Raw genomic sequence first — 21,297 nt, forward strand, 5'->3', positions numbered from 1 at the left:
AATACAATAGTACCAATAAAAAATCATTAAATAGTAGCAGGTAAACCAAAAAGCAAAATACTTTGTTCACAATTAAATTTCGAACACATTTAATTTAATGAGTTAGTTATCTATTTTTGTAGCAAAAAGACAGCGCTTTTTTAAATTTATTGCGTCTACTTTTACTAATGATTTGTTTAATAGTAGAGATATCAGGAACTACCATATGAAAAAGAAAATACTACTCACAGGATTAGCAATCCTTTTGCTGTGCCCAACAATACACGCAAATGCTGCCATTGGAAATCTAATCTGGGAGGAGAATTTCAACACATTAGATGATGAAATATGGACAGTTGATGTTGGAGACGGGTGTGACCAAGGTCTCTGTGGTTGGGGGAATCAAGAGCTCCAATGGTATGCTAAAAGTAATGCATACATTGATAACATACCCAATGAAGCGGGAAATAAGGCTCTCATTTTAGAAGCTCGAGATGAAGCAAGTAATGGTTATGCCTTTACTTCTGGTAAAGTACAAACTAGCAATAAAATTGCTGTAAAATATGGCATGATCGAAGTGCGCATGATGGTACCCGATGTAGGTATTGGATTATGGCCAGCAGCATGGTTACTTGGCACTACAAACCAATCTTGGCCTGCCAAAGGCGAAATAGACATGATGGAAATGGGCCACAAAGCACAAGCACGCGTGGATGCAGGCTTTCCTGGGGCTGATATTAATAGCTACGTTGGCTCTAACTTAATTTTTTACACCGACGATGCCTGTAGTGATGGTAATCCAACATGTGCTGCAAGCATTGCTTGGCAAAACGATAATGCGCACGTATCAAATGAGCCATTAACAAACCGCTTTGTAACATATCGCACTTACTGGACCGACTCGCAAATACGCTTCACTGTTGAAGATAACGGCGTTGAAATTGATATGTTCGATGCACCTTTTACTATCACTGATGAGTCGAGTGAGTTTCAAGCTCCCTTTTATTTACTATTGAACTTAGCTGTCGGTGGTAATTTTACCGATGCCATAACCAACAACCAAGTCACCGCTATAAAACCGGCAAAAATGTACGTAGATTACGTTCGAGTGTATGAATTAGATGGCCAAGGGGAAGTATTTATTGGTGATCAAACAGTTCCAGAAAATGGCAGCTTTGGCATATACACAGACACAACAGAAACTAACAACCAACTTGAAATAGGCACAAATGCAGACATTTTTGTGTGGAATACGCAGTCTATTACTGCAGGTGATGAACCGCCATTTGAAGGTGGTAATGTTATTTCGTGGGATTATGTCTCTGAAAATGAATGGTTTGGTGCAGGGGTTCAAGCACGCCAAGTAAGAAATCTAAGTAACTTTACAGAGGATGGTGTATTAAGTTTTAAAATTAAAATACCAGCAGACGTATCGTTTAAAATCGGTATTGAAGATACATATACAAATATAAATTGGATCGAATTTCCAGCTAATGAAGAACATTATGGGTTAATTCGAGATGGTCAATGGTCTACAGTGAATATTCCTGTTAATGAATTGCGTGGTGAATTAATTGCACTGCAATCATTAAAAGGCCTTTTTTATATTACAAGTCTTGATAATGATTTACCCAAAGCCCCCTTTGAAATGGCGATAGATGACATAGTGTGGTTAGGTGGTAATACAACTTCTAACCAAGATGACACTGATAATGACGGTGTATTAGATACTAATGATATTTGCCCTAATACCCAGCCTGGTAAAAATGTTGATAATAACGGCTGCCACATAATAACTGCACAAAGTGTGCGCATTGAAGCTGAGGATTACACTAACTACTATGATAAGACGCCGATAAATATTGGTGGTGAATACCGTGATGATGCTGTTGACATACGAACAACAACAGATCAAGGCGGTGGCTACAATGTTGGATGGATAGAACCAGAAGAATTTCTTGATTACACACTAAATTTAGGTGCAGGTACATACGATATCAATGCCCGCGTTGCTTCTGCAATAACGGGTAGCTTTACGTTATCTATTGATGGTGAAGCTATTGCAACCGGTGTTACAGCTACTGAAGGTTGGCATGAATATGAAACATTGTTTTTAAATACAGTAGAACTAGAAGCATCGCAACATACATTAACTATTACAGCACAAAGCGGAAGTTTTAACTTTAATTGGCTAGAGTTGACGCTTATAGAACCAGAGATAATCGATACTGTTATTGATAGTGATAATGATGGAGTACTTGATGCTCAAGATCAATGCACCGATACTCTACCAGGTTCAGTTGTCGATGAAGCTGGTTGTAAAATCATACAAACCAATATCTTAGATATTGAAATCACCTCGCAAAGTTCACTAGATTTTGTTGTTAATTTACCTGATTGGGCTGATGTACATTATTTTGTCAATGAAGGTACACAGCGTAATTTCAGAATGGCCAACAATGGTAATAATAACACAAGAAGCCTTACTGGGCTAAATGATGGCGATCAGATTATTTACTCTTTTACATATTTAGACAGTGATTACAGAGTAAAAACGTCACCTTGGTTTAACTTAGTATTTAGTAGCACTGCGTTCACTAACAACGGTGGCGACGATAACGGCGATAACGGCGGCGATAACGGCGACGATAACAGCAGCAACGGCGACAATGACAGCAACAACGGCGACAATGGCAGCAACAACGGCGCTGACAATCCTCTTAATACAGATTTAACGAGTATTGTTCCTTTATTTAATGCCAATACGGTACTTGAGCAAGCCATATCATTCGACAGAGGCGATGCATTAGTGACTCGCTTTGCCGATCGTGGGCGCGATCGTCATGCAAAAGAGGACCAATTTCAAGCCTACGATCATTATTTATCACACTATTGGACGCATCGAACAGCACAGTTTGAGCTTGCTGACTACGTAGCTAAAGGTGGCTCAACTATTGAAATTACTTTTATTACTGAATGGAAATTAGGCGCAAAAGAACTTAGAGCTTGGTATCGCGGTTTAAATACAGTTGCTGAATACCATGGTAATTTAGGGGGTAATGTTGTTGAATTAGATAACGGCAGTTACGATCATAACTTTAATAAAATAAGTAATGATGGCGATCAATACCGTTACCATTTAGTTATTGATCGTTACCGCCCTTTAAACTGGTCAGCATCTGATAATATCCCATTGGCTGTGGGTCAACGGATGGAATTTGAAGTAAGTCAGTTTCTAGACGGTGTACCAGAGGGGCGTGAAAATTATTACGGCACAACCTATTTGTACATTATAGGTGAAGGTCTTGTACCATGGAAAACAGTGGGTGAATTTGAAGATTCAACATCAGAACGCGAAGATTCATACCCTATTGCAGAACATGGCCGTTTAGGTGGCGGTACTACTTTACCATACAATTATACTGCGGAGTCTGACAATCACTTTATGCAAATGGCAACTAATTTATCGAATATTAATGGTCAAACATTTGTTAAAGGTCGTCGTGTTCATCACACTAATTTTAAAACAGGTGGCCATGATGAAAGCGTTGAAAATGGTATTTTCGCTGAACTCGCAGGTAAAGCGGGGCCGAACTACGTAAATGCATCTTGTGCTGGTTGCCATCAACGAAATGGCCGTGCCTCTGTTGCTGATGTAGGCGAACCATTAGATAAATGGGTGTTTGCAATTGCAGACGAAAATGGCCAACCAGATCCTCTTCGTGGATATATTTTACAATCTAACAATATTGGTATTAATTCAGCTTTAGGTGAAGGTACAGTTAAAATTGCTTCATGGACTGAAAATAATGGCTTGCGCTCACCTAATTATGAGTTCTCAAAAGGTCGACCTGCACGTTTTTCTGCTCGCTTAGCACCACAACTAGTCGGTTTAGGCTTACTCGAAGCAATAAGTGAAGAGACAATATTAGAACGTGAAGATGAAGCAGATCTTAATGGAGATGGCATCTCTGGCAAAGCTCGTTTATCCACTGACCCTATAACAGGCGAAACGCGTTTAGGACGATTTGGTTATAAAGGTAATGCAACAAGTATTATGCATCAAGTTGCTGGCGCATTAAATACAGATATGGGTGTAATGACATCGGTATTGCCAACTCCTGATTGTGGGCCAGAGCAAACAACCTGTGGAAATAATACAGGCAGTGAGCTTGCTGATGAACACCTAAATGATTTAGTTAAATATGTTTCTTTATTAGGTGTTCGTGCACAGCGCGATCTTGATGATTCAAGTGTAATATTAGGTGAAACGATCTTCAACGAAACGGGTTGTGAAAGCTGTCATAGAAGCACAATGAAAACCAGTGAATTTGCTGTACACGCAGAGCTTCGCAGTCAAACTATTCGCCCATTTACTGACTTATTACTCCATGATATGGGTGAAGGTCTAGCTGATAACTTAGGTGGCGGAAATGCAACCGGTGCAGAGTGGCGCACAGCACCACTTTGGGGCCTTGGTTTATCCGCATGTGTAACCGCAGGAGTAACTAATCCAACAGGTTATCAAGGTGACGACGTGTGCACACCTGACGCAAACTACCTTCATGATGGCCGTGCACGTACTATTAATGAGGCGATCATGTGGCACGGTGGAGAAGCAGAGCAATCACGTATTGCTTATGAATCTCTGAGTAATACAAGACGCTCAGCCTTGTTGGCGTTTTTAAACTCACTATAAGACATCGCAATAAGAACGACATTCACATCAGTATAAATTACTGATGTGAATGTTTCGCTATTCAATCATCCACTGCGTAATCATTCACTTCTATTTAACTAAATCTCTGTAAACCCTCCCCCGTTGCATCATTTATTTATAAGATTAAACAAATCACTTTGATACATAAAACACGGCCTCAAATTTAAAGGGTTGAACACTGCTGTCTATAAATTTTTTATTCACTAAAACAATAGCGTATGAATAAATAATATCATTTTAAGCAGATAGCCAAATAAAGTAGATTAGATATGCCTTCATGATTACACGTACCAATATAAAAAACTTGAGGATCACTGCGAAGATAAGTAACAAATACATAAACGGCTAGGTTAATAAGTTTTAAAGGCTGAGGCTCACTGCCAAGGCAATTAACAAATAAATAAATGGCTAAGTTAATAAATTTAAATATAAAAAAACCCGTATAGCAAACGCTATACGGGTTTAGATTCGTTATTCGTAAAAATTATTTTGTTTTACGAACGTATGTTACGTCTGTCATTGTAATTTTAGACGTTGTAATCCCAATTTTCTCAAAACACTTTTTAAAGCTTGAAGAATCACCATGTTTTCCACAATTATCTGTGCCTTCAGGGTATTGTGATTGTAAGTAGTTACCAAATTTGAAGTATGACTTTGAATCATCTTCAACTTCAGTTTCTAAGTCCTTACCAAAAGCAGATACTTTTACCACACCGTAATCATTTAATACGTGGAAAGTAAATGAATCACCGGTCTTAATAGTACCTAGGGCTTTTTTCTCTTCTTTACCGCTCTTATTAAGAATTCGAACGTACACATCGAATATACCGTTTTCAGCTTTACTATCAGAGAAACCAGGCTCATCAGTATCAGAAACGTAAAGTTTCATAATCGTACCAGTATCACCTGCGTGATGCTGCGCAACGATTGTTTTACCACCTTTAGAAAGGTCAACTTTAATAGTTGCTTGGAACTCTTCGTACGTATCCGTCATCGCAATACGTTTGCTTTCTTTGATTTTGTACTCATGACGCCAACCGTTACCGTTAGGCGTAGTCACTTGCTCTTCAAGTGCAAGAAATACTAAAGTAGAGTCGTTAATTCTTGGGTCACTCCCCTCTAGATCAAAAAGTGAACCATTAGTGATGTTTTCAGGAATAACTAAATCTGGAATTGACTCACCAGGATCTGTTGGTTCCGTAGGCTCTGTTGGCTCTGTTGGCTCTGTTGGCTCTGTTGGCTCTGTTGGCTCTGTTGGTTCCGTAGGCTCTGTTGGCAATTCAATTGGGCTATCTACTAATTCACCACAACCGTAAAGTTGTGCTTCTAGTAAGCTATTCCATTGAGAATCTTCAGAAGAGCTATTTCCTTGGCCTATAACTCGAATAAAGCGAGTATATACGTCGCCTAAATTATTCTCATTTAGCTGTTCATTTCCTTTGGACTCTCCACCCGTAAGAATTGAATCCCAGTTAACACCATCTAATGACGCAGCAATGTCAAAATAAGCTGTGCGCTTATCCGCTGAGTACCAAGCAGTTTGAATTGAATCAATTGTTGTCTCGCCACCTAAATCTAACTGTAACCATTTACCGTTACCTTTAGAAGACCAACGAGAAGAGTCTTTCAAAGAATTATCTACAGCAAGACTTGGCTTATAATTACCGCTTGATGAACCATCATCAGTAGCTGAAGCGCTTAAGCGTGTAATTGGGCAGGAAGCTGGTGGCTCTGTTGGTTCTGTTGGTTCTGTTGGTTCAGTAGGCGTTTCAATTGGACTTTCTTTAAGTTCATCACAACCATATACTTCTACATCTAGTAAGCTATTCCATTGTGAGTCTTCAGATGAGCTATTACCGTAACCCACAACTCGTACAAAGCGAGCGTAAACATCGCCTAAATCATCTTTATTAAGCGAGTCATCACCTTGAGATTTAGCATCTGTTACTACAGGAGTCCAGTTTTCACCGTCTAGTGACGTTTCAATATCAAAGTAAGCAGTACGCTTGTCGCCTGATAACCACGCTGTTTTAATACTGTCAATCGTAGTTTCGCCACCTAAATCAAACTGGATCCACTTACCGTCGCCCTTTGAAGACCAACGTGAAGAGTTAGTTAAAAATCCATCGATCGCTTTTTCTGGTGAGTAGTTGTTGTTATACGAACCATCATCGCTAGCTTCGATAACTTCTAACTTAGTCACGCCACACTGTTCTGGAACAGGAGTTGGTTCAGTTGGTTCAGTTGGGTTTGTAGGTATAGAATCAGCTCTAACTATTTGTATATCATCAAAGTAACCATGCTGGAATTCGTCATTAAATTTAGTGTAAACTTGAATTCTAGAACGTGACTTAGAATTAAATGGAACAACAGCTTTACGCCATTTGCTCACATCAAACACTACTTTTTTTACTACATCATAACCATTATTAACACCAAACTTACCAGAACCATTTACATAGCCTGTAAGAATGTAATCTGTATTTTTTTCAACGTCAATCCATTGGTGTACGCGCGCTGGTGAGCCCATTAATTGCAGAGATTGCGTACCAGAATTACTTATAATTGATGCACGTGCGTCATCAATTATCGTCCAATATGTTAGGCCACTTTCAAAGCCTGCGTTTTTAATAACAACTGCATCTGCATGCATTGAACCCGTTAACATTATCGCAGCAAGCGGTAATATTTTAAATTTTCCAATCATTATTTTTTCTCATTAATTTATTTAAATTACTTACCCACAAAAAAATACCAGCACTTTATAACTACATTAAAAAATAAAAGCAGGCTTATAGTTTGAAGGGGACGGCAATTTACCTTCTTAAGGTACTAATTGCAAGCCAATATTTAAATTAAAAAATAAGATACAAAATTACTATTCGTTAACAAATGTTAACTTGTGGAGGTTAAAACAAGTTTCTTATGGATTTTACGAATATTCAAGGTAGGTTCCGATGACGCATGCTAGCAGAAGTTACTGTTGATGAGTAAATGGATAAACCGAACTTTTCCTTATTATTTAACCTGAACTCTGGATAATAAATCTATCTCGCTCAGCTATTTTCAACGCTAACTGCGTTGAATTTACTTGCAATAGGCTGGCTAGAGAAAATAAATTTAAATATCACTTTAATTCAATACGTTAGTAAATATTTTAACCGGAGTTCAGGTTATACCAATCTGATCATATATGGGGTCTATTTAACGATAAGAAAATTTCGCTAGAACTAGGCAAAAATTTTTGTATCTAGTTGTTCTAAATAAAAATTTTTAACAACACTGTAGAGTGATTTAATTCGATAAATTGTTAAAATATTTACACAGGTTGGTATTATTTACGGAAAAATTAGAATTTGCATTAGGGCATGTGATCTTTGGTGGCTTAATTTCCAGCAATATGTTTGGTTTTTAAGCAAGGCAGAGCGTATGGTGTTTATTCCCCATAAATAGGCGATAACGAAGCATAAATACCAAACATGCGCCGCGATTTAATCGCCTCTAGATTGAAAAAATTTCAATCCACACAGGTCAACACGCCCTAGTAAAAATAATAAACTTTTAGCTAAACCATTAAAATATAAATATTAAAAATAACGATTTTAGAAGTGAAGAGTTAGTGTATAAAAGTAAAACCAGTACATTTGCACCGGTTTCACTTTACATATAACAGAGCGTATTACTTTTGTAACTTGATGCCATTGTAATAGGCATCAAGCGTTGTGATTTTAGTTTGATTTGGTAAATCGGCAAAGTCACTTTCTATAAACTTAGTCCCGCGTAATTGCACATTTAAACGTGCAGCATTAGGGTTAAGCATTGTTTGCTTGTAGTAGTCTTTTATATCTGCAAGCGTTACTTTTTCAACTTCATCAATCAGCTTTTGCTTAGAATCAAAGGTAAAGTTTTCACGGTACCAATCGTTTATAAGTGGGCTCATTTCGTCACTTAAGTTTTTAGGCTGCTCTTTAAGTGATACAAGGGTAGAGTTTTTCAGCTGCTCAAAAGTCTCTTCGCTCATGTTATCGAGTTCAACTGCGTATTCTTTTTTAAACTTATCAAAACGAGCTTGTATTTCTTTTGGTCCTTTAACCGGTGTTTGGATATACAAACCAATTGCTGAGTAATCTTCAATTGGGCGAGCTAACGCACCTACTGCGTATGCAAGTTGCTCCTCAGTACGCATTTTATCAAACGCAACTGTTCTAAAGTGGCTTTGTAATACAGCTGCTTCTGCTTTTTGTTTGTAACCCGCAACAGGATGAACGGTCATATCAACCACCGCTACATCGGCTACATCAATATCTTTTTGCAGTACCAGCGTTTCGCCCGGTTGTGGCAACCACGCTTTGCTTCGTGCAAATTCACTGCGCTTATGATTACTTGGTAATGTTGCACTTAACTCTTGTGCAATCGCGTCAATATCTTGCTGATCGTAGTTACCGTAACTAAATACGCGTAAATCGTTTTGTGCAAACGTAGCTGTTTTTAATTGTGCTAAGTCGGCAACACTCAGTGAGTCAGCGGCTTTTATAAGCGCATCTGTATCAAAGCCACCTGTACGCGTTAGTTTTGAATACTCGCCAAATGCTTGTGCATACGGAAACTGCTTTTGTTGGTTTAGTAAATTACGTTTAAAACGATCTACAGCTTGGCTAAATGCTTGTGCTGTTTCATCGGCTTTTAATCCGGTTAAAGCTTGTTTAAGCAATACATCTTGCTTATCTGTAAAACCACTCATAGATAAAACAAGGCCATTACTCGGTGCTAAGCTTACGCTCATACCGGCGATTGCTGCTTCGGTACTTAACTGACTTTGTTGAATATTATATAAATCAGCCCAAACAGAATAAAGGACTTCTGCTTTGATATCGTTCAAACCTGGTTGAGTATTTATATAAACTTCGACAAGCCCTTTTGGCTGCTCTGCAAATTTTTGACTTGCTTGGCGCCATACTTTTACACCATTTTTATCGTAAGCAAGTTCTGGGTGTTTTTGCTCTTTAAATGCTTGCGTTTTTATTGCAAAATTTTCAGGCAATAAATTGTTTACTGTTGGTAGTGCTAACTTAAATTCGCTTGGTTTTTTCCAGCTGGCAATTTCATCATCGCTAATGTCACTGATGCGGTATTTACCGTCGTAAAAGTGTAGTTGTGAGTCAGTCTCTTCTTGCTGCGATACATACCAAATACGAAGGGTATCGGCATTTAACTGCTCAAGTACATTGTTTACAGCGTCAGCGTCAAACTTTGCATAATAATAAGGTGCATTAATAGCGTGATTTAACGGATAATCTTGCATACTTTGTGTAAGTGAGCTTACATAATTAAATTCATCACCTTTTTCTAAAAACTTAAATTGGTTATTAAGGGAAGTACGAATTTCGTTGAAGTACTTGCTATCAACGCCTTCTTTTTTAATTAGGTCGATGTACTGCATGATAGTTGCAACTATTTCGTCACGATTTTTCATGCCTTCATCTGTAAGCTCTACATTTACATTTAACGAACCGTAGTTGCCATATTGATTTGGTGCAGCTGAAGCTGAAAGCTGAGATACCCACCCTTTATCACGAAGAAGTTGCGCTGGGCTGCCCGGCATTTCATTACTTAGTAAATACGCTACAAATCGGTTTGGTTTAAGTGCAAATTCACTATTATTATTAGCAATGGTGAAATCAAGTTGCAGCTGTTTTACATCTTCATTTGGTGCATAAAACACGCGTTTTCCGCCAGCGTTATCAAAATCAAGTTTTGCAGTCACTGTTGGTTTTTCGATATTTTTATTTTTTATGTCAGCAAAGTATTTTTGCGCTTTTAGCTCCATTTCAGCAATAGGTAAATTAGAAATAAGCGCAACTTTCATAATATTTGAAGAGTAGTATTTATTATAAAAATCAACCGTTTCTTTATGAAGTGAACTGTTTTCTTTATCGCCAAGGGTTTCTAGGTTACCAATTAAAAAGCGATTAGCTGGGTGATCGCCCATCATTTTACGCGCGAGTTTAAATTGTCCAAAAAAGTCCATTTCGCGGCGCATTGACCACTCTGCGTTCACTGCATTTTTTTCTTTGTCTGTGTATTCTGGGTATAGCTTTGGCGCTTTGAAAAAATCGGCAAAACGATCTAGCCCTTCATCAAACGCGTCGTTATTAATTTTAAACATGTAATTGGTAATATCGAGCCACGTATACGCGTTGTGCGCGCCACCATTTTTGGTCATAAAATCAGAATACCCTTTTGTATCTGGGTAACGATCTGTGCCTAAAAACAGCATGTGCTCTAAATAATGCGCCATACCTTGCTGCGACATCGGGTCGTGCAGTAAACCAACACCAACGCTTAGTGCCGCTGCTGATTTTTCAGCACCTGGATCTGACACTAAAATAACTTCAATGTCGTTTGCCAGCTTAAGTATTTTATATTCGCGGTTATCGTTAGGACTTACGACTAACGTATCTGATAGTAAAGAGGCCTGAGGCGCCACTGAAACCGAAGCCGTATTTGAACAACCACTTAAAACTGCAAGTGCGATAGCACTAAAACCAATAATCTTTTTCATTTTTGTTTTCCATTAAAAAGTATTGCGCAAAATAGCGTGCGCCAATTCAAAGCAATATAGTTAAGCTAAACTAACATTTTCAATTAATAACTTTCTACAAAATAACGCTATTTTGTGTAACACATTGTGAAAAATGACTTCATAATCGAATATTAGATTGGGAATCTGCAAACCTTACAAGATTAAAAATCATTCAATATCAAAAGATACACAAACTCTAAATAATAATAAGGAAAAATAATGGAAAAAATCATCATACTTGCCATGTTCACACAAGTTACACTTTCACTGGTTGTTATGCTCATTATGGGTAAAAGGCGCTTTGCAGCAGCTAAAAATAAACAACTAGATTTAAGGGATTTTAAAACAATGCAGTTAGATAAGGCTGGCGACACTATTAGGGTTGCAGATAGGAACTTTTCGAATCAGTTTGAAATACCTGTACTTTTTTACGCGGGATGTTTACTTGCACTACAACTAAATAGCGCCAGTACACTTGTGGCTATATTGGCCTGTTTATTTGTAGCAACACGAATTGTGCATAGTGTTATTCATTTAGGTAAAAATAACGTACGCGCACGTTTTAACGTGTTTTTACTGGGTTGTATTTGTGTGTTTTCAATTTGGCTTGCGATGGTTTGGCGAGTATTATTTTAAATAGCAAAGTTTAATAATAGTAATGTGGACGACTGGTTTACGCCATCCACATTACCGTTAATTTTAATTATTTAGCATGTTTTAAACGAGGTAACGCAAGTAAAAAAGCACCTAAAAGCCAAATTAACCCGCCGCCAGAGCTACTACCTGAATCTGTTGATGTGTCAGCGTCAATTAACGTATTTGCAGTGACTGTAAGCCCTGCTGAAGAATTCGGGTCATCATCCATTACAGTTACGCTTTGAATAGTCACTAAATTAGCACTGCTAATCGTTACGTCATTGCTTGAACATTGTTCAGCAGTAATATCAACAACTGGAGTTTCACCACAGTGCACCAAAGCTGCAATTTTATCTAAAGTAGATTGACTCGCTGCAGTAATTTGTCCGAACACAGTAAAACCACCATTTTGCGTATCAAGTGCAGCACTGTTATCGGTGATATTGAAAAACCACTGGCTTGTCGCGCTATTAGCATCACCTGATAATTTAGCCATAGCAATTGTACCCTTAACATTAGAAAAAACCGGCTCATTTATTACAGTAGGCTTTGTCGTAATCGCATCTAATGAATCAGAAAATGTAAATCCACCACCTTGAATAACGAAATTACTGACAGAGCGGTGAATCACTGTTTCGTTATATGAATCATCTTGAACATAACTTAAAAAATTTTCGACTGTTTTAGGTGTTTGTTGATCAAAAAGATTAATTTCTATCACACCTTGGCTCGTGTTCATTTCGACAATAGTAGCGGTGCTAGTAAAACTTGCTGCAGCGAGTACTGAGCCAAGTAAAAGTTTTTTCATGTTACATTCCTGTTGTTATATTTTTTTAGATAAGTAGTTAATACGTTAACACATTAATACCATAGGCGATTAAAATCGATTCTAAAGTGCGAGTTGATACAAATTAGACCGTGTTGATAACAAATTAATTACATACATCATTATTTATATGCTTTTTAGCTATATAAATTTAATTATTTACAAATAAATCATCTAAAAAGCGTGACTACTTTTTGTTACTTTAAAAAAACACAAACAACAGGATCTAACAATGCCACACACTAAACAAACGATTTGCGACTTTGGTTTACACAAAGGTGAACCATACACAAAACTACCGGCGAGCTTTTTAACATGGATGATAGGTACTAATCACAGCAAGCGGGAATATGCGAATACCGAATTAAGGCGTCGTGAACGTGCTGCCACAAATCAATTAACTGCACCTTCTAAATAAAATGTAAATAAGTACGTTTTTTTAGGATTAAACTAGTTTAAACTACCCGCTCAATAAATTAAGTAGACCTTAATCCATAGGTATTTTATGCGTATTATTATTTTATTCTCAATTATTCTTAGTGTACTTGGTTGCACTTCATCATCAACTAGTAGTCCCTCAACTCAATACTTAACTGTTCTACATACAAATGATAACCATGGACGTTTTTGGCACAATGAAAAAGGCGAATACGGCATGGCTGCACGTAAAACGCTTATTGATTCGCTTCGAGCTGAAGCGAACAAACAAGGTCATGCCGTTTTACTACTCTCTGGTGGTGATATTAATACGGGTATTCCTGAGTCAGACTTACAAAAAGCAGAACCTGACTTTAAAGGAATGTCGCTGATTGGTTACGATGCAATGGCATTGGGTAATCACGAATTCGACAACCCTATTGATGTTTTAAAGCAACAGCAAAAATGGGTGAACTTTCCTTTTTTATCAGCCAATATATTTGAAAAAGAGACAGGCGAGCACGCGTTTGATAGCTATAAAATATTCAAAAAAAATGGCTTAACTATTGCCGTTATTGGATTAACAACAACCGACACAGCTAAAATTGGTAATCCTCAGTATATTGGGCACTTAGAGTTTAAAGACCCTGTTGACGTTACCGCAAAACTAGCTAAAGAAATAAAAGCTAAGTACAATCCTGACATTACAATCGCCCTGACTCATATGGGTCATTATGTTGATGCTAGCTTTGGTATTAACGCACCCGGTGATGTAACACTTGCTCGCTCACTTCCTGCAAACACGCTAGATATGATCATTGGTGGCCACTCTCAAGAACCTGTATGTATGAGCGATACAAATGTAAATGACGATAACTTTAAACCAGGTCTTGCCTGTAAACCAGACCAACAAAACGGTACTTACATTATGCAAGCCCATGAATGGGGTAAGTATGTGGGTAAAGCTGAGTTTAAACTTGAAAATGGAAAATTAACGTTACTAGACTACAAATTGATGCCAGTTAATTTGTATGTAGATAAAGTACAAGCTGATGGCTCAACTAAAGAAGTATTAGCGAACGAGTACATTAAACCAGACTCAAAACTTGAATCTTATTTAGCGGTATACCAAGCTAAAGGCGCTAAACAAATTGAAGGTACCATTGGTGAAGTAGATGCTCGTTTAGAAGGTGACAGAAACAAAGTCCGCTATCAACAAACAAATCTTGCACGCGTAATTATTCAAGCGCAAATGGATGTAGTGGGTGCAGACTTTGGACTGATAAGTGGTGGTGGCATTCGCAGCTCAATTGATGCTGGTGAAGTAAGCTATAAAGATATTTTAAAAGTACATCCTTTTAAAAATCGCATTACTTATATGGATTGGCAAGGCAGTGATTTATGGGATTATTTAAATACAGTAACGAGCTTCCCACCGGATGCAGGTGCTTATTTGCAATACCATAAACTATCGTTTGAGCGTAAAGATGGACAGCTAGTTAATGTGGTTATTAATGGCCAGCCTTTTAATAAACATAATACGTATAGAATGAGTCTAAATAGCTATAACGCATCAGGCGGTGATGGCTACCCTGCGCTTACAAATAAAAAGGGGTTTGTTAGTACAGATGAAACAGATGCCCAAGCCCTTCAAGACTTTATATCAAAAAACAGCCCTCTTAAAACGGCTGAGTTTGCTCCTAAGTAAATAAAGATAATAAGAGGAAAGTAGCCAAGCTACTTTCCTCTTATTTCGATATTGCCTTTTCTAATATTTGCCAGCCCATAACTATGCAAACGAGAGCGAGAGCCCTCACCATACGCTTTTGGTGGATAATATAATTCTTTCTCTTCAGGGCATTCGTTAAGTACTTCATCTAGTGCCGCACGTATTTCACTCAACGTTTTTTCAAGACTATTATTAAAGTTTGGTCTTTTTCTAACTGTGTGACCAAGTTGGACTAACCTATAAAAATACTTGTTAGCAAGCTCTAGCAGTTCCTCAGGTACATCTTTATTATGACTAAGTGCTACATCATCGTTATTTGTACAATACTCTATAAGTGCTAAATAAAAGCACAATGGCTTATTGGCTAAACATATTTTTTGTTCTGGGTTACAACTACTAGATAATGTTTTATCGTTAAGATCAACAATAAGTATCAGCGGCGTAGGCTCTACAATTGATTGATGCTTTGCATTACTAAACTGCTTATTGCTTTGTTTAATAAACGCAAACTTTACCCAAAAACTAATCAACACACTTAATACCAAAAATATAAAATAATAAATAAAATGACTCAGCGGAAAGTGAATGTGTTTAACACTAAAAACAACTAATACGAGTCCGTTATTTGTGCTCAAATTACGTATTATTTGGCTTGAGTTTATAGGTGTTGCCATTTCGCTTTTTGGTGCAATAGCAACAACTTTAAGCCCACTCATATTAATGTAGCTATTTAAGATTTTGATATAGCTGTTAACTGCATCTTTATTACCTGAATGCTTAAGCAGCTCATTTGGTAAATCAAGTAATGGTAAATCTAGTGCTATTTGCCTTTCTATCTGCGTTATTTTTTGTTTAGTTACTTGCTGGTTTTTTTGAGTTACAGAAATATAAAAAACAGACGATAAAGTTAAAAACAAGCAAAGTAAAACAAGCAGTTGTTTATATTTACTCATCACTAACTTCCTCTTTTAAGTTTACTGAACTAGTACCGCAACTCCAAAATGGCTGTACGTTTTGATAGTAATGCAAACTTTGATCTTTAGACATATCAAGTAAATTTGCTTGCACTGCACACAATAAATCAGTATTGTTTTGCTGCATTTTTAAGTACCATCTTGTTCCTGAAATGTTATTACTCAATGGCGTAATATAGTTTTTAGAAAAACGTTTTTCGTCGCTCTCTTTCCAAAACGAGGCAATAATATCTACTTTTCCGTCGGCGAGTAAATCACGTAATTCGTTATGAGAGCTAGCATAAGTGATTTTCAAATTAGCTAAATTTATATCCAACTCTTTAAACGTCTGCTTTGGTAAAATATGCCCTGAGCGGCTGGTCGGATAATCAAGCAAACCTATGCGCTTATCTAAAAAGTATTGTTTTGTGATTCGAGGTTTTTCTTTAGAAGATATAAAAAAGGCCGTGTAGTCAGAAAAGCCAACAACAGGCTGGTAGTTATAGGTCGACTCTGCTTTAAAGGCTGCCATAATATTATTTTTAGCCAAAATTAAATCAGCAATACCTTTACCAACAAACTCAAAGCTGTCTGCCGTTCTATACCCCCAATATCCTTTTACAGAGCCATACTGCTTAGACACTACGTTATCAGAACACAAATTTTGTGTTAATAACTTGGCTATTTTTTTTGATTGCGTAAAAACAATCAATTGGCTTTTATTACTTGTTGCTGTTGTTTGACACTCTGTTGAGGTTTCGATCATAACTGGGAAATGCAAATCATCGTTATACACACTAACTTGTCCACAAACCCACGTAACGACCAATAAAACAAACAAAAATGTAACAATTAACGTTTTATGTAACACGATATTTTTCAAATTCAACGCAGTGCCACTCAAAAATAAATCATATATTGTATTTGAACAACTTTACTTACTTATTACAACAAGTAATTTTACCTGTTAATTATAAGCTATTGATTTTAATCACAAGTGAATAAGAAAGTATGAATTTTAATAAGTCCTTCCTATCAACATTAAAAGTGAGGACAATTGACCGCATTAGCTTATAGCAACCCCATGAAATATTCATTTAGGAAGTTCTAATGCATAACAATATAAAATACTCGATATCTTCTTTGCTTTTGATTAGTGCAATATTCACAAGCACTAACTCATACGCTTGGGGTCAAAATGGCCATCGTATTGTAGGGAAGATTGCAGAATCTCATATAAGCGAAACAACAAAAACGGCAATACAACCCTACCTTGATGGTGAGTCACTTGCGCAAATATCAACGTGGCCTGATGAAATGCGCTCTGCTCCTGGCGACTTTTGGCAAAAGAAATCATCTCGTTGGCATTACATTAACGCAGCACCAGGAAAAACTTTCAGCTTCAATCACGATCACACTAAAAACAAAGAATCTGTAAGTAATATCCTAGAGGGCATTCACTATTCAATGCAAACGCTCACTGATAAAAATAGCACCTTAGATGCTAAGCAGTTCAGTTTGCGTTTTTTAGTGCATTTGGTGGGCGACAGTCACCAACCATTTCATGCGGGTCGAGGTGAAGACAGAGGTGGTAACCGTATCAAGGTTTCATTTTTTAACGAAGAAACAAACCTTCACAGCCTTTGGGATACTAAGTTAATCGAAAACCAGAACTTGTCTTACACCGAATTTGCACAATTTATTGATACAAACAATAAAGAACTAATTGCTGAGTATTTACAAAGCTCACCTAAAACTTGGGTTGAAGAATCTCATAATTTAGCAACAGAAATTTATAAATATACCAACGATGAAATTGGTTATAGCTACATTTATAACAACACTCCAATTGTAAAAACACGCTTACAACAAGCGGGTATTCGACTAGCTGGATTACTAAATGCCTTATTTGACCCTTCTGCAAAAGAGTTAGAAACGGCGCTGAAAATGACGACTGACAAATAAACTGTATTAAATTTATATAACCTACACACGGGAAATCAACATTATGACTAAGCTTCGCCTTTCGAAATTAACTGGAGCGGTAATTTTAGCTCTAGGTGTTTCTACAAGCGCAATGGCTGCTGATACTTCATCTGCAATGCGTGGTAAAATCACAACGCCTTCAGGTGGCAGTGCTGCAAACGTTAAAATCAAAGTAGTTCACCAACCAACGGGAACTATTAGCGAGCTCACTACAAACGAAAGTGGTACGTTTATCGCTAATGGTTTACGTGTAGGTGGTCCTTACATGGTGATCATCGATTCTGATACGTTTAACGACACAACGGTTGAAAATATCTACTTAAACCTTGGTGAAACTTACCGTTTAAGCTCACAGCTAGCTCCGCTAAACATCGAAAAGATTGAAGTGTCTGGTTATAAGATTGTTCAACAATCAGGTGGCTCTAGCAGTACATTTGGCTCTGACACTATTGAAAATATGCCAAGCTTTAATCGCGACATTAAAGATATTGCGCGCTTAAACCCACTTGCCAGTATTAATGGTAATGGTGAGCTAACGTTTGCAGGTAGTAACCCTCGTACTAACGGTTTAACCGTTGACGGTATTGGTCAAAATGATGACTTTGGCTTGAACTTTGGTGGCTACCCTACTTCTCAGCCTCCTGTAGCACTTGATGCTATTGAACAAGTTTCTGTTGATGTATCTCCTTTCTCAGCTTCTAAAGGTAACTTTGGTGGCGGTACTATTAACGCAGTAACAAAATCTGGTACAAATGAGTTCAAATTTTCTGGCTTTTACGAAATATCTACTCCTGAGATAGCTGGCGATGTTGATAATATTGTACAAGAAGACGATCTTGATGAGCTAGGTCATAAAACTTACTCTACAAATAAAGTAGAGCCGATTAAAACTGAAGAAAGATTTGGTTTTAACGTTGGTGGAGCGATTATTGCTGATGAACTGTTTTACTTTGTTAACTATGCAGAATGGTCAAGTGAATTAGATCTAGATTACGGCTTTGACGGCTCTGGTGCTTCAAATGAATTTAATACTTCTGAAGCTAACTATAATCGTTTTATCTCTATCTTAAATAATGAATACGGCTTAACTGATTCATTAGCCGGTGCGCCAGAAGATACAAACAAAAACTTGCTTGTTAAATTAAGCTGGAACGCAAGTGATGACCATCGTTTAGATTTCACTTATCAATGGCAAGACGACCAAGATGAGCGTAACTCTAGCACTGGCGGTGATAATATAGCCTTAGTTTCAAGCACTTATGCATACGTAACTAAGTTTAATAACTTTTCATCTAAACTTTACTCTGATTGGTCTGAAAACTTTTCAACAGAAATTGGTGTGTCGTATAAAGATGTTACCTCTGATAGCGCAACTCGCTCTAACTTAGGAAGCATTACTGTTGAGGAAGACGGTCGAAATGGTCCTTCTTACAACTTTGGTACAGATCAATACCGCCATGCAAACCGTTCAGAAACACAAAACCTAACTTTTACGTTAGACGCTACGTATTTAATGGATGAGCATGAAATAAACTTTGGAGCTCAGTACGAGTCACTTCGTTTATATAACTTGTTTGCTCAAAACTCTCTTGGAACGTGGAAATTTGATAGCTTAGAAAATTTTGAAAACCGTGAAATTGGTTCTTATGATTTCTCTTATCAAAATGCTTACACTAATGATTCAGCTGATACAGCATATGATGTAAGACGTAACCAGCTAGCGCTTTACATAGAAGATACTTTTTATGTAGGTGACGATTTAGAAGTTACAGCAGGTATTCGTTATGAGCGCTTATCATCTGATGATAAACCAACTCTAAATGAAAACTTTGCTAATACGTATGGCTTTACTAACCAAGAAAATCTTGATGGCCTAGATATTATACTTCCTCGTGTTGGCTTTAAGTACTACGTAACAGAAGCGCTTACTATTAATGGTGGTATTGGTCGTTTCCAAGGCGGCATTCCAAATGTTTGGTATAACAATTCATTCCAAAGTGATGGCATTACTTTAGTATCAGCACAAAACGATGTAATTAATGATTACTATGCAAATAACACAGCTGATATTACTCAGGTTCCTGATGAAATAAAAAATACATTAGAGCAAGGTGCTGGTAGCGTTGCGTATATCGACCCTGACTTTAAATTGCCTTCAAGCATTCGTACTCAAATAGGTTTTGAATATGAGTTTGATTCTGAACTATTAGGTGATGGCTTTAAATGGCAAGCAGAGATTGCTTATCATAAAAAAGAGAATGAAGCGGTATGGCATAATTCGTCTATTAACCCAGTAGGCTTAGCAGCGGACGGCGAACGTGTTATCAATCAAAGTATTTACAGTGGCGATAATGTTGACATAGAAATGACTAATTCATCGGATGATGGTCGTTCAATTATTATTTCAACGGGTATTGCTAAACAATGGGACAATGGCCTGTTTGTATCGGCAAGCTATGCTCACCAAGATGTTACAGAATCATCAGCAGGTTCAGCCTCTCAGGCAGAAGGTAACTATAAGCACAATATTACAGTAAATCGTAATGAAGATATTGCAGCACGTGGCTTTTACGAAGTTGAGCACAGCTTTAAAATTAACTTAGCATATAACACTGAAATTTTTGAAGGATATGCTACTAAATTTAACGTGTATTTTGAGCGTCGTTCAGGTCGCCCATTTAGTTATACTATGAATATGTATAAAAAAGGTGATTTAGGCGATACAAGCTCTTTATTCTCTAATGGTGCCTACTTACCTTATATTCCTACAGGTGCTGATGATCCGAATGTAAATTGGGCTGATTCTAAAATGACTTGGGCTGAGTTAGAACCGTTATTAGAGCGTGCTGGTATATCTCAACGTGGTGGTATTTTAGGTAAAAACACAGCAACTCAGCCTTGGGTAACAACCATGGATGTAAGCATCAAGCAAGAAATACCTGGCTTTGCACAAGGTCACAGTGGTGAGGTTTACTTTATGATTGATAACTTCGCAAACCTTTTAAACAGTGACTGGGGTATAGAAAAGCGCTTAGGTTACTCTAACCAAACTATTTATGACTTTGGTGGTCTTGATGATCAAGGCAGATATAAAATAGACAACAGTTTTGGCGGTGCGGATGTGCGTAATTACTCGCAAATCAGTTCATCGTCATCAGCTTGGCAGGCTAAAGTTGGTATCAGCTACAAATTTTAAGCCTTAAAAACAATACAAATAACGTGTTAAGTTATTTGTAAATCACAATAAACCCATTGCAATTTGTAATGGGTTTTTTCATATTCCTCCCTATAATTTCACATGTTTGTCATAAAGCCCGCGTAATATATACCCCGATATAGAGTTATTGCTCAAAAAAACACTCAAATAGACAAAAATAGTACTATTTATTAAAAATATATTGCAGTTGTATTTTATTTGTAACGAATAAATGAGGTACACTAGTAACGGATTTTGAATAAATGAACTTC

The 21,297-nt window shown here is 37.3% G+C and carries 11 protein-coding genes; 6 read left to right on the forward strand and 5 right to left on the reverse strand.

Annotated features, from left to right (window positions below):
* Positions 1-205 precede the first annotated feature (205 nt).
* Positions 206-4,678 (forward strand): di-heme oxidoredictase family protein, encoded by a 4,473-nt coding sequence (locus DO88_RS15385; protein ID WP_050482421.1) that lies wholly within the window; start codon positions 206-208, stop codon positions 4,676-4,678.
* Positions 4,679-5,183: 505 nt separating this feature from the next.
* On the opposite strand, the gene DO88_RS18530 is transcribed toward DO88_RS15385, so the two are convergent.
* Positions 5,184-7,406 carry a discoidin domain-containing protein gene (locus DO88_RS18530; RefSeq protein WP_050482422.1) on the reverse strand — a complete coding sequence of 741 codons (2,223 nt, stop codon included), beginning with the start codon at positions 7,404-7,406 and terminating at the stop codon, positions 5,184-5,186.
* A gap of 972 nt (positions 7,407-8,378) precedes the next feature.
* Positions 8,379-11,261, reverse strand: coding sequence for an insulinase family protein (locus DO88_RS15380; RefSeq protein ID WP_033038147.1), 2,883 nt, complete (start codon positions 11,259-11,261; stop codon positions 8,379-8,381).
* A gap of 240 nt (positions 11,262-11,501) precedes the next feature.
* Between DO88_RS15380 and DO88_RS15375 the strand changes: the two genes are divergently transcribed.
* Complete coding sequence (locus DO88_RS15375; RefSeq protein ID WP_033038149.1) at positions 11,502-11,918, forward strand: MAPEG family protein; 417 nt, start codon at positions 11,502-11,504, stop codon at positions 11,916-11,918.
* A 67-nt stretch (positions 11,919-11,985) separates the two neighbouring features.
* Here DO88_RS15375 and DO88_RS15370 read toward each other — a convergent pair whose 3' ends face one another.
* Positions 11,986-12,726, reverse strand: a complete 741-nt coding sequence (locus tag DO88_RS15370) for a peptidylprolyl isomerase (RefSeq protein WP_033038151.1) — start codon at positions 12,724-12,726, stop codon at positions 11,986-11,988.
* Positions 12,727-12,976: 250 nt separating this feature from the next.
* On the opposite strand from DO88_RS15370, the gene DO88_RS15365 reads away from it, so the two are divergent.
* The gene (locus DO88_RS15365; RefSeq protein WP_007375541.1) at positions 12,977-13,162 is read left to right on the forward strand and encodes a hypothetical protein; all 186 of its coding nucleotides are present in this window, start codon (positions 12,977-12,979) and stop codon (positions 13,160-13,162) included.
* Positions 13,163-13,249: 87 nt separating this feature from the next.
* A complete protein-coding gene (gene ushA / locus DO88_RS15360; RefSeq protein WP_033038153.1) occupies positions 13,250-14,869 on the forward strand; it encodes a bifunctional UDP-sugar hydrolase/5'-nucleotidase UshA in 1,620 nt (539 codons plus the stop codon).
* Positions 14,870-14,898: 29 nt separating this feature from the next.
* On the opposite strand, the gene DO88_RS15355 is transcribed toward ushA, so the two are convergent.
* Positions 14,899-15,843: a hypothetical protein gene (locus DO88_RS15355; RefSeq protein WP_033038155.1), complete on the reverse strand. Its 945-nt coding sequence runs from the start codon at positions 15,841-15,843 to the stop codon at positions 14,899-14,901.
* Positions 15,836-16,732, reverse strand: a complete 897-nt coding sequence (locus DO88_RS15350; protein ID WP_188085299.1) for a hypothetical protein — start codon at positions 16,730-16,732, stop codon at positions 15,836-15,838. Before DO88_RS15350 ends, DO88_RS15355 begins: the two co-directional genes overlap by 8 nt.
* Before the next feature lie 221 nt (positions 16,733-16,953).
* Here DO88_RS15350 and DO88_RS15345 point away from each other — a divergent pair, with 221 nt between their 5' ends.
* Entirely contained in the window at positions 16,954-17,808 is an 855-nt protein-coding gene (locus DO88_RS15345) for a S1/P1 nuclease (RefSeq protein ID WP_033038156.1), read from the forward strand.
* 43 nt (positions 17,809-17,851) lie between these two features.
* Positions 17,852-21,025: a TonB-dependent receptor gene (locus DO88_RS15340; RefSeq protein ID WP_007375546.1), complete on the forward strand. Its 3,174-nt coding sequence runs from the start codon at positions 17,852-17,854 to the stop codon at positions 21,023-21,025.
* The last annotated feature ends 272 nt before the right edge of the window (positions 21,026-21,297 follow it).

The sequence above is a fragment of the Pseudoalteromonas sp. S3431 genome (genome assembly GCF_000690035.1).
Taxonomy (GTDB): domain Bacteria; phylum Pseudomonadota; class Gammaproteobacteria; order Enterobacterales; family Alteromonadaceae; genus Pseudoalteromonas; species Pseudoalteromonas fuliginea.